Source organism: Pseudotabrizicola sp. 4114 (assembly GCF_031457365.1).
Lineage (GTDB): Bacteria > Pseudomonadota > Alphaproteobacteria > Rhodobacterales > Rhodobacteraceae > Pseudotabrizicola.
Genome location: NZ_JAVDWP010000001.1, coordinates 219,541 through 233,333, shown reverse-complemented (window position 1 = coordinate 233,333; position 13,793 = coordinate 219,541). Strand labels below are relative to the sequence as shown.

The window sequence follows — 13,793 nt, the reverse complement described above, 5'->3', positions numbered from 1 at the left end:
CGATGCCACAACTTTACGCCTATACTGACGGTGCCTGTTCCGGCAATCCCGGCCCCGGTGGCTGGGGGGTGCTGATGATCGCCCGTGACGACGCGGCGGTGCTGAAAGAGCGCGAGTTGTACGGCGGCGAGGCCGACACCACCAACAACCGGATGGAGCTGATGGCGGCGATTTCGGCGCTGGAGGCGCTGTCGCGCCCGTCGGATCTGATCATCGTCACCGACAGTGCCTATGTGAAGAACGGCGTAACCACTTGGATTCACAGCTGGAAACGCCGGGGCTGGAAGACCGCCGACAACAAGCCGGTCAAGAATATCGAGCTGTGGCAACGGCTGGAGACGGCGCAGGCGCGGCACAAGGTAGAATGGCGCTGGATCAAGGGCCATGCCGGCCATGTCGAGAATGAGCGCGCCGATGCGCTGGCCCGTGCGGGCATGGCCCCATTCAAGCCGGGCAAGCCATGACCCTGCTCTGGCTGCTGCCGTTCCTCGATTACGCTTCGGTCGCGGTGTTTGCGCTGACCGGGGCGCTGGTCGCCAGCCGGGCGCAGCTGGATATTGTGGGCTTTATCTTTATCGCCAGCCTGACCGCCACGGGTGGCGGCACGCTGCGCGATGTGCTGCTGGACCGCGATGTGTTCTGGATCGTGGACCCGTGGATGCTGGGCGTGGCCACGCTGGCGGCGGTGAGCGTGTTCTTTGCCGCGCATCTGCTGGAAAGCCGCTATCGCGCGATCCTGTGGCTGGATGCCTGCGCGCTGGCGGTGGCGGTGCCTGCCGGGGTGGCGGCGGCAACGGCCTCGGGCATGGGCTGGCCGGTGATCCTGATCATGGGGATGGTCACGGGCTGCATGGGCGGGCTCCTGCGCGATGTGGTGTGCAACGAGGTGCCCTTGGTGCTGAAACAGGGCGAGTTGTATGTCACTTGCGCCTTTGCCGGGGCATTGGCCGCGATTTTGGCCGAGCGCGCCGGGGTGGCGGGCGGACTGGAGCTGCTGGCCTGTGCGGCGGTAACGCTTACGCTGCGCGCGGGCAGTCTGCTCTTGGGCTGGCGCTTGCCGGTGTACCGGCCCCGCCCGGCACGGACCCTGCCGCCCAAGCGTCAGGACTTGCGCGACAAGTGAACTGGCGTTTATATTCGCGCCATGTCACGCACCAAGCTTATCCCTGACCCGCTGGTTTTTGCCCGTATCCGCGCCCTGATGCTGCTGTCGGGCGAGCGGGCGGCCAGTTTTGGCGCGGTGTCGCGCGCGACCGGGCTGGCCGCGCCGACGCTGGTGCAGCGCTATGGCAGTCAGGAAGGCATGGTGCGCGCGGCGCTGCTGGATGGCTGGGATGCGCTGGACCGGGCGGCGGATGAAGCCGAGGGCGCGTCTGACCTGTCGGTCAAGGGCGCGCAGATGCTGCTCAAGGCGCTGAGTGAGGAGAGCGGCGATGCGGCGGGCCTGCCGCTTTTGGTGCGGCATCTGGATGACCCCACGCTGCGGCTGCGGGCCATCGGCTGGCGGGTGCGGGTGGAACAGGCGCTGGCGGTGCGTCTGGGCGGCGGCGCCAAGGGACGCGAGGCGGCGGCGCTGCTGTTTGCGGCCTGGCAGGGGCAGTTGCTGTGGCAGGCGGTCGGCGACAAGGCATTCAAGCTGAAAGACGCGGTGAAGCGGCTTACTTAGCGATGTAGGTTTTCCATAGCCAGATCAACACCATGGCCCCCAGAACCGCGCCGACAAAACCGGCCATCCAGCCGGTGATGGTGATCAGAAAGCGCAGCGCAAAGCCGCCGATCAGCGCGCCAAAGACACCGATGGCCACGGTGGTCAGCACATCGGTTTCAAGTTTCATCATCCGCGTCGCCAGAAATCCGGCGGCGGCACCGATGATGATCAGGGCGATGATGGGCATGGCGGGCCTCCGGTTGCGTCAGCATACATATGGGGGGCCGGGGGCGGAATGGCTAGGCCAGACGCTACGCCAGCCGGTCGGGCAGGCGCAGACCTTTGAGGATCTCTGCGGCGGGCATCGGGCGTTTGCCTTCGCGTTGCGCCTCCACGATCTCGACCGCGCCGCTGCCGCAAGCGATGGTAAAGCCGTGCAACACCTGCCCCGGTTCGCCTGAGCCATCGGCAAGGCGGGAGCGCAGGAGTTTGACCCGCTCGGCCCCGATCTGCACCCATGCGCCGGGAAAGGGCGACAGGCCACGGATCTGGCGATCTACGGTTTCCGCAGGTTGGGCGAAGTCGATCCGCGCCTCGGTCTTGTCGATCTTGGTGGCGTAGGTGACGCCGGTTTCCGGCTGCGGCTCGGGCGTCAGGCCGGGAAGCTGGTCGAGCGCCTGCACGATCAGCGCGGCTCCCATCGCCGACAGGCGGTCGTGCAGATCGGCGGTGGTGTCCTGCGGCTCAATCAGGGTTTCCTGACGCAGCAGCACCGGGCCGGTATCCAGCCCCGCCGCCATCTGCATGATGCAGATGCCGGTGGTCGCATCGCCCGCCATGATCGCGCGGTGGATCGGCGCGGCCCCGCGCCACCGTGGCAACAGGCTGGCATGGATGTTCAGACAGCCGAGGCGGGGGGCATCCAGCACCGCTTGCGGCAGGATCAGGCCATAGGCGACCACCACGGCGATGTCCGCATCGAGCGCAGCAAAGTCGGCCTGATCGGCGGGGTCTTTCAGCCGTGCGGGATGGCGCACCGGCAGACCAAGCGCGAGCGCCTTCTGGTGTACCGGGCTTGGGCGGTCAGCCTTGCCGCGACCGGCGGGGCGTGGGGGTTGCGTGTAGACGGCGAGGATGTCGTGCCGGGCGGCGAGGGCTTGCAGGACGGGCACGGAAAATTCGGGCGTGCCCATGAAAATAAGTTTCATAGCCGTTTGCGCGCCTTTTCCGCCCTTGCGATCAGCATCTTGCGCTTGAGCGGTGAGAGGCGGTCGAAATACATCTTGCCCGCCAGATGGTCGATCTGATGCTGGACCGAGGTGGCCCAGAGATTGACGAAATCACGATCCTCGATCACGCCCTGATCGTTCAGATAGCGCACCGTCACCGCGCGGGGGCGTTTGATGACGGCAGAAACGCCGGGAAGGTTCGGGCTGGCCTCTTCATGCTCACGCAATTGCCCGCTGGCGTGCAGGATTTCGGGGTTGGCCATGCGGATCGCCTGCCCGCGCTGGTCGGAGCAATCGACAACCGCCAGCCGCAGCGGCACCCCGATCTGCACGGCGGCGAGGCCGTAGCCGGGCATGGCATCCATCACCTCGGTCATCTCGGCCCAGAGCGCGCGGATCTCGTCGGTGATTTCCGTCACATCGGCGGCGGGGGTGCGCAGCACCGGGTGGGGCCAAGGGATGCAGGGGCGGGTCATGTGGGCATGGTATCCAGATAGGCCGCTTCGGTCGCGGCGCGCAGATCGGGCGACAGGCGGTCAAAGGTGACAAGCCCGTCAAGGTGATCGTATTCGTGCTGGGCACAGATCGCGGCGAACCCGGTCAGGATTTCGGTATGCCCCTGACCGTGCAGATCGGTCCATGACATGCGGATCTGCGTGGCACGGGTGATGTCGGTGGTCACACCGGGGATCGACAGGCAGCCTTCGGGGCCGGTCGCCATGCTGTCGGAACGCCAGAGGATCTGCGGGTTGATGATGATGCGAGGCGCGGGGGTGCCCTCTTTCCATGACACATCCATCACGAACAAACGCTTGAGCACGCCGACCTGCGGGGCCGCCAGCGCGCGACCGGGGGCGGCATACATGGTCTCCAGCATGTCAGCGGCAAGCCCGGCCACATCCTCATCGCCTACCGGGTCGCAGGGCGTGGCGAGGCGCGGATCGGGCCATGTCAGGATCGGCAGGCGGGCCATCCTCAACCCTGCCGCGCGCGTTCACGCTTCAGCTTTTCCATCTTGCGGGTGATCATCTGGCGCTTGAGTGGGCCCAGATAGTCGATGAACAGCTTGCCGTTCAGATGGTCGATTTCGTGCTGCACGCAGGTGGACCACAGGCCGGAAAACTGCTCTTCCTGCTCCGATCCATCCAGCGCCTGCCACACCACCCGTACCTCGGCCGGGCGGCGCACCTCGGCATATTGGTCGGGAATCGACAGGCACCCCTCCTCATAGCTCGACAGGTCTTCCGACGCCCAGACCACACGCGGATTGACCAGTGCCATCGGGCGCGGCGGGCCATCCTTGATGCAGTCCATCACCAGAACCCGTTGCATCACCCCGATCTGGGGGGCGGCAAGGCCGATGCCGGGGGCGTCATACATCGTCTCGAACATATCTTCGGCGAGTTTGCGCAATTCACCGTCAAAGACCGCCACTGTTTCACAGGGCTTCTTGAGGCGCGGATCGGGATGGATCAGAATGGGGCGGATCATGGGGATGATTTACGGCGCAGGCCGGGTTCGCGCAAGAGGCTGAGGCGGAGGGAAGGATGTTCCGGCTCATACCACGCTTTCGGATCATTGCCCCTGTTGACAGGACCGGATCAGACTGACTTTCTGCCTTAAGCGCTGCACCCGGAACAAACACCCCGAAAGAAAAGGCTGGCTTATGGATTTCGACGATCAGATCAACCGCTTTGGCACCCATTCCGTGAAATGGGACATGATGGAGCGTCTGTATGGCGTGCCTGCGGACAAGGGGTTGTCGATGTGGGTGGCCGATATGGATTTCCGTCCGCCGGCTTGCGTGCAGGCGGCAGTCGAGAAAATGGCGGCGCATGGGGTTTACGGCTATTACGGCGATGATGCCGCCTATCGTGAGTCGATCCGCTGGTGGATGCAGACGCGGCACGGCTGGTCGCTGGACCCCGCGCATATTTTCACCACGCATGGTCTGGTGAATGCGACCGGGCTGGTGATTGATGCCTTTACGCAGCCGGGCGATGGCGTGGTGCTGATGACCCCGGTGTATCACGCATTTGCCCGCACCATCAAAGCGGCCGGGCGTGTGCTGGTGGAATGCGCGCTGCCACTGGTGGACGGGCGCTATGAGATGGATTTCGCGGCTTGGGACGCGCAGATGACCGGGGGCGAGCGGATGCTGATCCTGTGCTCGCCGCACAATCCGGGCGGGCGGGTCTGGACGCGCGATGAACTGCGCGGCGTGGCCGATTTCTGCGAGCGCCACGATCTGATTCTGGTGTCAGACGAGATCCACCATGATCTGGTGATGCCGGGGCACAAGCACCTTGCCATGCCGGTGGTCGCCCCCGACTGCGCCGACCGGCTGATCATGCTGACCGCGACGACCAAGACCTTCAACATTGCAGGCGCGCATATCGGCAACGTGATCATCGCGGATGAGGCGTTGCGGGCAAAGTTTGCGGGCAGAATCATGGCCTTGGGCATTTCGCCCAACTCCTTTGGCATGCATATGGCCGAGGCGGCCTATTCGCCCGAGGGCGCGGTCTGGGTCGATGCGCTGGTGGATTATCTGGACGGCAACCGGCGGCTGTTCGACGCGAGCGTGAACGCCATTCCCGGCCTGCGGTCAATGCCGCTGGAGGCGACGTACCTTTCGTGGGTGGATTTCACCGGCACTGGCATGGCCCCGGCCGAGTTCAAGGCGCGGGTGGAAAAGGCGGCGCAGATCTGTGCCAACCATGGCGAGACATTCGGCACCGGGGGAGAAAGCTTCCTGCGGTTCAACATCGCCACGCCCCGCGCGCGGGTCGAAGAGGCGGTGGCGCGGTTGAAAAGCGCCTTTGGCGATCTGCAATAAAGCGACAGGCGGGAGCCGTCGTGGCCCCTGCCCTGTCGCGGGTCAGGCGCGCGGCAGGTAAGCCACCGGCGCATTCTCATCGCGCCAGAAATCCAGCGGGGCCTTGTCGGTCACGGCGGTGGAGCGTTTGAAATCGCAGACCAGCTCGCCGTTTTCCAGCGTGGAGGCCACGATCAGGCATTGGAAAATGTGGTTGGCCCCGTCGTAGACATCGACCAGCCCGCGCAGATGCGGGGTCAGGTCGCCATCGAGCACAAAGCCGTCATGCCAGAAGCGCAGCACCGGAAACACAGCCTCACCCACCTGCACCCGCAGACGGGATTTGCGCTTTGCTTCGCGCTTGCGCGCGGCATCGAGCCCGTCCCGGATCTCCTGAGGCAAAAATTCCAGCACGTCGCCCTCCCAAGCCGCCTGCTAACAGTCTGATCTACATTCGCTTAAAATCAAGTCAAACAGGTGACTGGGCGTAGAGAAGTGTGAAATCGGGCTGCTGCACCCGGATTTTCCCGGTGTTTCATGTCCCGCGCCCGGCGCTGCCCCCTGTCGCCAGCCGAATCAGCGGTGTAAAGCGCTGACAGTGCAGGGCCTGTCCTGCGGTAAGAGGGATTGCGCCGGTATGACCCTGTTCCTTGCGATGCTGCTGGATGCCGCGTTTGGCGAACCGCGTGCGATCTGGGACCGTTTCCCACATCCGGCAGTGCTGATGGGCCGGGTTGTGGGCGCGCTGGACCGGCGGTTCAACACCGGGCGGGCGCGGAAGGCCAAGGGCGTGGTGGCGCTGGTGGCGATGGTGCTGGGGGCCTACGGGCTGGGGCATGTGATCGCGCTGGTGCCGGATTTCGGGGTGCTGGAGGGCATCGCGGCCGCAATCCTGCTGGCGCAGAAATCGCTGGTCGATCATGTGCGCGCGGTGGCGACCGGCCTGCGCCAGTCGCTGCCTGCGGGGCGGCAGGCGGTGGCGATGATCGTGGGGCGCGACACGGCGGCGCTGGACGCGCCCGGCGTGGCGCGGGCGGCGATCGAGAGTGCGGCGGAAAACCTGTCGGACGGGGTGATTGCCCCGGCGTTCTGGTTTCTGATCGGCGGTTTGCCGTTGATGCTGGTCTACAAGATCACCAACACCGCCGACAGCATGATCGGCCATCGCACCCCCCGGCACGAGCAATTCGGCTGGGCCTCGGCCCGGTTTGACGACCTTTTGAACCTGATCCCGGCGCGGCTGACGGCGGTGCTGATTGCGGTCTCCCATGGCTGGACGAATGCGCGGCCCATTCTGCGCGACGCGCCGTTGCACCGCAGCCCGAATGCGGGCTGGCCCGAGGCGGCGATGGCGGTGGTGCTGAATGTCTCGCTGTCGGGGCCGCGCGCCTATCATGGGGTGATGTCGGAGTTCCCATGGGTCTGGCCCGAGGGGCGACGTGATGCCGGGCCTGCCGATGTGGACGCCGCCTGCCGGGCGCTGTGGCGGACCTGGGGGCTGATGCTGGTGCTTGTCGGCTGCGTGGCGCTGATCTAGGGTCTGGCCATGCGTATTGCCCTTGCCCTGGCTCTGATGAGCGGCCCCGCCCTTGCTGCCCCCTGCGGTGGCGCGTTGTCTGATTTCTCCACCGCGATGACCGCCGAGGCAGTGGCTGCGGGTCTGCCTGAAGATGCCGCGCGCCGCTATCTGGCGGGCGCGCAGATCGATGCGCGGGTGCTGAAGGCGGATCGCTCGCAGGGCGTGTTCCGCATGAGTTTCATCGACTTTTCCCGGCGGCTGATCTCGCAGAACCGGCTGGAAAAGGGGCGCGCTCTGGCCGCGCAACATGCGGCGATCTTTGACCGGGCGGCGGCGGAGTATGGGGTGCCGAAGGGCATCCTGCTGGCGTTCTGGGCGTTCGAGACCGATTACGGCGCGGTGCAGGGCGATTTCAACACCCGCGATGCACTGGTGACGCTGGGCCATGACTGCAGGCGGCCTGAGCTATTTCAGCCGCAAATCCTGGCGGCGATTGCGCTGCATGCCAAGGGTGATCTGCCGACCGATACCACGGGCGCATGGGCGGGCGAGATTGGCATGGTCCAGATGCTGCCCGCCGATATTCTGGCGCGGGGGGTGGATGGCGATGGCGACGGGCATGTGACACTGAAAACCTCTGTCGCCGATGCGCTGCTGTCTGGCGCGCGGCTGCTGCAGCACCATGGCTGGCAGGCCGGGCAGCCGTGGCTGGCCGAAGTGGTGGTGCCCGCGCAGATGGATTGGGCGCTGTCGGGGCTGGAGGTGCGGCTGCCGGTAGCCGAATGGCAGGCGATGGGGGTCACGGGGCGCGCGGCACTGCCGGAGGGCAGCGCCGCGCTGATCCTGCCGCAGGGGCGGTTCGGCCCGGCCTTCCTCGCCTATCCGAACTTTCACACGCTGTTCGACTGGAACCAAAGCTTTACCTATGTGCTGACCGGTGCTTATTTTGCGACCCGGCTGGAAGGCGCGCCGGTCTATGACGCGGGCAACCCGGAGCCGGGGCTGGAGGACGCGCAGATGATGCAGTTGCAGGAAAAGCTGGCGGCGCGCGGGCATGACGTGGGCAAGATCGACGGAATTCTGGGGTCCGGCACCCGAGCGGCGGTGCAAAAGGAACAACAGCGCCTTGGCCTGCCCGCCGATGCCTGGCCGACCAAAGCGCTGCTGGACGCGCTTTAAGCGGCGTCTTTCAGCTTGGTTTTTTCCACTGCGGGCCGGGCCATACAGCGCGTCACCCAATCGGCGATCAGCGGATCATCAGGGGTGTTGCCGAACCAGGCATAGGGCGAATGGATCAGCAGATCGGCCGCGGAATAGCGGTCGCCCAGCAGCCACCTCCCTTTGGTGAGCGCGGCATGGATGCGGGCCTCGAGTTCCGGCACACCACGGAACGTGGCGGTGAGGATGGGGTGGCTCAGGCCAGCGGCCTGATGGATCAGCACCGGCTCCATCACATTGCCGTACCAGAACAGCCATGTGACATAGGCACCATAGGCCGGGTCACCGGGTTTGGGGGCCATGCCGGACTCGGGGAACAGGTCGGTCAGATACAGGATCACCGCCGCACTTTCGGTGATCAGCGTGCCGTCATGCAGCAGCGCGGGTACCTTGGCCTCGGGGTGGGGATTGGCGGGATCGGGCGCACCGGAACCGTCGATGCGGGGGATGTCGGTGGTTTTCACCACGATCCGGTCCGCAATGCCCATCTCTTCGATCAGGGTGACAATCCGGCTGGAGCGGGATTTCGGGGCGTGGAACAGGGTCAGCATCACATTCTCCTTGTTGATGTGCATGTGGGGAATATGCTGTAAGGCTCCTGACAGATTCCGGCAGGATGTGATGGCCCGAGCTGACCGATTGCTGCGCCTGTTGTCGACCCTGCGCCGCTTGCCGCAGCCGGTGACGGCTGCGCGGCTGGCAGAGGAAATGGGGGTGTCAGAGCGCACGCTCTACCGCGACATCGACGGATTGCGCGCCGGGGGCGCGCTGATCGACGGGGCGGCGGGGCTTGGCTATACGCTGACCGAAGACCCGGCCTTGCCGCCGCAGATGTTCACCCGGATCGAGGTCGAGGCGCTGGTGCTGGGACTGGCGCAGGTGCGGCAGATGGGCGACGGCGCATTGGCAACGGCAGCCGAGGCGGCGCTGGCCAAGATCATCGCCACCCTGCCAGAACGGGTGCAGCGCCATGCCACGCATGCGGTCAGCCGCAGCCACAGCTTTGTGCGCCGCCCGCCGTCGCCGCCGCAATCCGCGGTGATCCGGCAGGCCTGTTGGAACGAACAGGCCTGCCGGATCGGGTTCACCGATGTGAAGGGCGTAGAGTCAGAGCGGGTGATCTGGCCGCTGGGGATTGTCTATATCGACGGCGCGCTGGTCTGTCTGGCCTGGTGCCGCCTGCGGCAGGATTTCCGGCGCTTTGATCTGGCGCGGGTGACCGAGGTGGTGCCGCTGGCGGAAAGCTTCCGGCCCCGGCGGGTCGGGCTGTTGCGGGAATATGTGGCGCGGATCAGGGCGTTAGGCGCGGATCTGGGGCCGTAACGCCTGACATCGGCCGTGGATCCAAAGGAGCGGCTGCGCCGCACGGATTTATCTCGGCTGCGGCCAAGGGGCCTTTGCCTCGGGTTTGGGGGCGCTGCCCCCGTCCTGCGGACTCCCCCGGAGTATTTTTGAAAGCTGCAATGCGAAGGGGTCAGTAGCCCTCGCCGGGCTGGCGTTGGGCGCGGCGCCAGCGGATCAGATCGGCCACCGCCTGCTCGGCGAGGGCCGTCCACAGGTGAAGGGCTTGCACATCGCCCGGCGGCACCCGCATCGACAGGCGGGTTTCGCCGTTGTGGATGTCCATCGCGGCGTCGGGGTGCGCGGCGTTCCACTGCGCGCGTTGCGCGTCATTGGCGCGGACCGGCCACTGCAGGGCAAGGTGCCAGTGATCGCCCTCGGGCGTGGAGGTGAAATCGACCGAAGCAGCCCAGAGCCGGGCATGAATGGTGTCGCCTTCGGCCTCCACGGCCAGAAAGCCCGCCTGCCGCAACGCCTCGATCATGCGACCAGCGCCTCGGCTTTCTTGAGGTCGACGCTGACCAGCTGGCTGACGCCCTGTTCGGCCATGGTGACGCCGAACAGCCGATCCATCCGCGCCATGGTGACGGCATGGTGGGTGATGATCAGAAAGCGGGTCTCGGTCCGGCGGGCCATTTCATCCAGCAGATCGCAAAAGCGGGTGACGTTGGCGTCATCGAGCGGCGCGTCCACCTCATCCAGCACACAGATCGGCGCGGGGTTGGCGAGGAAGACGCCAAAGATCAGCGCCAGCGCGGTCAGGGTCTGCTCGCCGCCCGAGAGCAGCGACAGGGTGGCCAGTTTCTTGCCCGGCGGCTGGCACAGGATTTCGAGGCCCGCCTCCAGCGGGTCGTCGGATTCCACCAGCACAAGCCGCGCCTCGCCGCCGCCGAACAGGTGGGTGAACAGTGTGGCGAAGTTCTGGTTGACCTGTTCAAAGGCGGTCAGCAGACGCTCGCGCCCCTCTTTGTTCAGGCCCGAAATTCCGGCGCGCAGCTTTTTGATCGCCTCTTCCAGATCGGTCTTTTCTTTCAACAGGGTGGCATGTTCACCCGCCACCGTCGCCATGTCTTCTTCGGCCCGCAGGTTAACCGCGCCCAAGCCCTCGCGCTGGCGCTTCAGACGCTGCACCTCGACATCCAGGGTTTCCGCGTCGGGCATCTTGTCGGGATCGACCGCAAGCGAGGCCAGCAGTTCGGCGGGGGTGCAACTGGCATCTTCGGCGATGCGCTCGGCGGCATAGGCCACGGTTTCGCGGGCGGCGTCGTTGCGGGCCTCGGCGCGGGCGCGGGCCTCGCGCGCTTCACCGTTCAGGCGTTCGGCGTCGCGCTCGGCCAGTTGCGCGTCGCGCAGGGCGGCTTCGGCCCCGGCCAGCGCTTCGGCGGCCTTGTGCCGGCGGGCCTCGGCGGTGTCGATGGCGTCGGACAGTTCCTCGCGCTTGGCGGCGAGTTCTTCGGGGGCGGCGCTGGCCTCTTCGAGCTCTTCCTCGGTCTCGGCGCGGCGTCCGGCCAGCTCGGCACTGCGCTTTTCCGCCGTTTCCAGACGGTGCCGCCAGCCGGACAGTTCCTTGGTCGCTTCCTGACGGCGCTTCACGCGGGCTTCGCCCTCGCGGCGCAGCTCGTCATGGGCGGAGCGGCGGGTGAGCATAGCCAGACGCGCCGCCTCGACCGCGACCTTGGCCGCCTCGACCCGGTCGCGGGCAGCGTCAAGATCGGGCAGCTCGATGGCGGCGGCATCCGCCTCGCGCAGCCGGCTGCGCGCCGACATCGCCTCGTCCTCATACCGCGCCACGGCCAGTCTGGCCGATTCCAGCTTGCCCCCGGCGATCGAGGCCTCGGCTTCGGCGCGGCTGGCGGCGCGGTTGGCTTCGGTCACGCGGGCATCGGCGGCGCGGCGGGCATCGCGGGCCATCTGATCGGCGCGGGCCAGATCGGCAAGCCGGGCCTGCAACGCCTCATGCGCGCGTTTGGCGCCTTCGGCACGGGCAGAGATCTGTTCCAGATCGAGTTTCAGCTGCACCAGCCGGTTGAGCTGTTGCAGCCGGGCGGCGGCGGCAGAGGGCGCATCTTCGGCTGAGGCGCGGAAGCCATCCCAGCGCCACAGGTCGCCCTCAAGGCTGACAAGGCGCTGACCGGGCTGCAGCTGCGGTTGCAGCGCGGTGCCTTGGGCGCGCTCGACAAGGCCGATCTGGCTGAGCCTGCGGTCCAGCACATCCGGCGCACCGACATGGCGGGCGAGCGGCTGCGCGCCTTTGGGCAGCGGCGCGGTGTCGTCATAGCCGGGCAGCACGGCCCAGCCGGAGCGGGCGTCGGCGGCGACTTCCGGCGCGCGCAGATCATCGGCGAGGGCCGCCCCCAGCGCCTTTTCAAAGCCGGGCTCCACCGTCAGGCGGTCAAGCAGCTGGCGGCCCGCCTGCGACTCGCGGTCGACCAACCGGGCAAGGGCCGCGACTTCGGCGCGCAGGGCGTTGGCCTCGCCTTCGGCTTCGCCGCGCGCGGCGCGGGCTTCGGCCTCGCGGCCCTGAACCTCGGAGCGGGCGGCTTCGGCCTGTTCCAGCGCTTCTTCGGCGGCCTCGGCCAGTGCGGCTGCGTCTTCCTGCCCTTCGCTGGCGCTTGCATAAGCCTCGGCGGCAGACTCAACCGCGGCTTCGGCGGCCTCGACCATGTCGCGGGCACGGGCGGCTTCGGCTTCGGCCCGGTCCACGGTGGCGCGGGTGTCGGACAACAGGCGTTGCACTGATTGGTGCCGGGCGGCGAGGCGGGCGGAATCCTCAGTCGCCTGCGACAGCAGGGTTTCGCGGTCGGACAGGATCGCGCCCGCCTCCCGCGCGGTATCGGCGGCCTCTTGCAAACGCTCATCATGGCCGTCATGGGCGCGCAGGAGCTGTTCGATTTCCCAGTCCAGACGGGTGATGGTTTCGCCCGCGTCGCGGTTCAACCCGGCCTCACGCTCCATGTCGCGGTCCAGCTGGGTGATCCGGCCCCGCAGCGTGTCGATCAGCTGCATGGCGCGGGCTTCCTGATCGCCCAGCGCGTCGCGCTGCAACACCAGCCGTTGCAGGATGGCCGCCGCAACCGCCTCTTCCTCGCGCTTGGGTGGCAGCGCATCTTCGCGCGCCTCGCGCGCTTTGCTGCTCGCACGGGCGGCGGCATCGGCCTTGCCTGCGGCGACCAGCCGGTCGCGCAGCTGCGCTTCCGCCTCGGCGCGGGCCATGTCGGCCTCGCGCCAGCGGCGGAACAGCAGCATGCCTTCGGACCGGCGCAGATCTTCGCCGATCTCGCGGTAGCGGGCGGCTTGCCGGGCCTGACGGGTCAGGGTGGCGACCTGCTGCGCCAGACCTTCGAGCACATCATCGACGCGCAGCAGGTTCTGTTCTGCACCCGACAGCTTCAGCTCCGCCTCATGCCGGCGGGCATAAAGGCCCGAGATCCCGGCGGCTTCTTCCAGAATGCGACGGCGCGCCTTTGGCTTGGCGTTGATCAGTTCCGAGATCTGACCCTGCCGCACCAGCGCCGGGGAATGTGACCCGGTCGAGGCATCGGCGAACAGCATCTGCACATCGCGCGCCCGCACGTCCTTGGCATTGGCCTTATAGGCCGAGCCGGCATCGCGGGTGATCCGGCGCACGATTTCGATGGTGTCGGCATCGTTGAAGCCTGATGGCGCCAGCCGGTCCTGATTGTCGATCACGATCGAGACTTCGGCAAAGTGCCGCGCGCCTCGCGTGGCAGCCCCGGCAAAGATCACATCCTCCATCCCGCCGCCGCGCATCGCGGTGGGGCGGTTTTCGCCCATCACCCAGCGCAGCGCCTCCAGCAGGTTGGATTTGCCACAGCCGTTTGGCCCGACCACGCCGGTCAGCCCCTCATGGATCACCAGATCCGTGGGGTCGACAAAGCTTTTGAAGCCATTGAGCCGGAGCCGGGAAAAACGCAAATCTGCCTCGTTGAGTCGCAAGGCGGTGATGGTCGTGCATCGGGGCAGGCAGAGTCAACCGGGGAGCCCCCGTATCTGGCGGTT

General features: G+C 66.8%; 16 protein-coding genes. 7 read left to right on the top strand and 9 right to left on the bottom strand.

The genetic code is table 11. The features are described 5' to 3' along the window. The first annotated feature begins 2 nt into the window (after positions 1-2). From rnhA to J2X53_RS01140, 3 genes are read left to right on the top strand one after another with little or no spacing between them, the layout of a single operon-like run. On the top strand, positions 3-464 hold the full coding sequence (rnhA, locus tag J2X53_RS01150) for a ribonuclease HI (RefSeq protein ID WP_349035652.1): 462 nt from the start codon (positions 3-5) through the stop codon (positions 462-464). Further along, positions 461-1,123: a trimeric intracellular cation channel family protein gene (locus J2X53_RS01145; RefSeq protein ID WP_349035651.1), complete on the top strand. Its 663-nt coding sequence runs from the start codon at positions 461-463 to the stop codon at positions 1,121-1,123. The genes rnhA and J2X53_RS01145 overlap by 4 nt, the downstream gene beginning before the upstream one ends. Before the next feature lie 21 nt (positions 1,124-1,144). Next, complete coding sequence (locus J2X53_RS01140; protein WP_349035650.1) at positions 1,145-1,666, top strand: transcriptional regulator; 522 nt, start codon at positions 1,145-1,147, stop codon at positions 1,664-1,666. Here J2X53_RS01140 and J2X53_RS01135 read toward each other — a convergent pair. The 5 genes from J2X53_RS01135 to def (J2X53_RS01115) all read right to left on the bottom strand — a co-directional run bounded on the left by J2X53_RS01135 (position 1,659) and on the right by def (J2X53_RS01115) (position 4,368). Next, on the bottom strand, positions 1,659-1,895 hold the full coding sequence (locus J2X53_RS01135) for a GlsB/YeaQ/YmgE family stress response membrane protein (RefSeq protein ID WP_349035649.1): 237 nt from the start codon (positions 1,893-1,895) through the stop codon (positions 1,659-1,661). The two genes, J2X53_RS01140 and J2X53_RS01135, sit on opposite strands and share 8 nt — an antisense overlap. Before the next feature lie 64 nt (positions 1,896-1,959). Further along, the gene (gene fmt, locus J2X53_RS01130) at positions 1,960-2,856 is read right to left on the bottom strand and encodes a methionyl-tRNA formyltransferase (protein WP_349035648.1); all 897 of its coding nucleotides are present in this window, start codon (positions 2,854-2,856) and stop codon (positions 1,960-1,962) included. Continuing rightward, positions 2,853-3,353, bottom strand: a complete 501-nt coding sequence (gene def / locus J2X53_RS01125) for a peptide deformylase (protein ID WP_349035647.1) — start codon at positions 3,351-3,353, stop codon at positions 2,853-2,855. The genes fmt and def (J2X53_RS01125) overlap by 4 nt, the downstream gene beginning before the upstream one ends. Next, positions 3,350-3,850: a peptide deformylase gene (gene def / locus J2X53_RS01120; protein WP_349035646.1), complete on the bottom strand. Its 501-nt coding sequence runs from the start codon at positions 3,848-3,850 to the stop codon at positions 3,350-3,352. The genes def (J2X53_RS01125) and def (J2X53_RS01120) overlap by 4 nt, the downstream gene beginning before the upstream one ends. A gap of 2 nt (positions 3,851-3,852) precedes the next feature. Beyond that, positions 3,853-4,368 (bottom strand): peptide deformylase, encoded by a 516-nt coding sequence (gene def / locus J2X53_RS01115; RefSeq protein ID WP_349035645.1) that lies wholly within the window; start codon positions 4,366-4,368, stop codon positions 3,853-3,855. A 175-nt stretch (positions 4,369-4,543) separates the two neighbouring features. Here def (J2X53_RS01115) and J2X53_RS01110 point away from each other — a divergent pair, with 175 nt between their 5' ends. Then, entirely contained in the window at positions 4,544-5,716 is a 1,173-nt protein-coding gene (locus J2X53_RS01110) for a MalY/PatB family protein (protein ID WP_349035644.1), read from the top strand. Positions 5,717-5,758: 42 nt separating this feature from the next. Here the strand turns inward: J2X53_RS01110 and J2X53_RS01105 are convergent, their stop codons facing one another. Next, complete coding sequence (locus tag J2X53_RS01105; RefSeq protein WP_349035643.1) at positions 5,759-6,109, bottom strand: hypothetical protein; 351 nt, start codon at positions 6,107-6,109, stop codon at positions 5,759-5,761. A 223-nt stretch (positions 6,110-6,332) separates the two neighbouring features. Between J2X53_RS01105 and cbiB the strand changes: the two genes are divergently transcribed. Together cbiB and J2X53_RS01095 are read left to right on the top strand one after the other, a co-directional pair. Further along, on the top strand, positions 6,333-7,232 hold the full coding sequence (gene cbiB / locus J2X53_RS01100; RefSeq protein WP_349035642.1) for an adenosylcobinamide-phosphate synthase CbiB: 900 nt from the start codon (positions 6,333-6,335) through the stop codon (positions 7,230-7,232). 9 nt (positions 7,233-7,241) lie between these two features. Then, positions 7,242-8,393 (top strand): lytic murein transglycosylase, encoded by a 1,152-nt coding sequence (locus J2X53_RS01095; protein WP_349035641.1) that lies wholly within the window; start codon positions 7,242-7,244, stop codon positions 8,391-8,393. Here J2X53_RS01095 and J2X53_RS01090 read toward each other — a convergent pair. Next, positions 8,390-9,007, bottom strand: a complete 618-nt coding sequence (locus J2X53_RS01090) for a glutathione S-transferase family protein (protein ID WP_349035640.1) — start codon at positions 9,005-9,007, stop codon at positions 8,390-8,392. The two genes, J2X53_RS01095 and J2X53_RS01090, sit on opposite strands and share 4 nt — an antisense overlap. Positions 9,008-9,053: 46 nt before the next feature. On the opposite strand from J2X53_RS01090, the gene J2X53_RS01085 reads away from it, so the two are divergent. Beyond that, positions 9,054-9,755 (top strand): YafY family protein, encoded by a 702-nt coding sequence (locus J2X53_RS01085; protein WP_349035639.1) that lies wholly within the window; start codon positions 9,054-9,056, stop codon positions 9,753-9,755. A gap of 151 nt (positions 9,756-9,906) precedes the next feature. Here J2X53_RS01085 and J2X53_RS01080 read toward each other — a convergent pair whose 3' ends face one another. Together J2X53_RS01080 and smc are read right to left on the bottom strand one after the other, a co-directional pair. Then, positions 9,907-10,257: a hypothetical protein gene (locus tag J2X53_RS01080; RefSeq protein WP_349035638.1), complete on the bottom strand. Its 351-nt coding sequence runs from the start codon at positions 10,255-10,257 to the stop codon at positions 9,907-9,909. Further along, positions 10,254-13,709 carry a chromosome segregation protein SMC gene (smc, locus tag J2X53_RS01075; protein ID WP_349035637.1) on the bottom strand — a complete coding sequence of 1,152 codons (3,456 nt, stop codon included), beginning with the start codon at positions 13,707-13,709 and terminating at the stop codon, positions 10,254-10,256. Before smc ends, J2X53_RS01080 begins: the two co-directional genes overlap by 4 nt. Between the last annotated feature and the right edge of the window lie 84 nt (positions 13,710-13,793).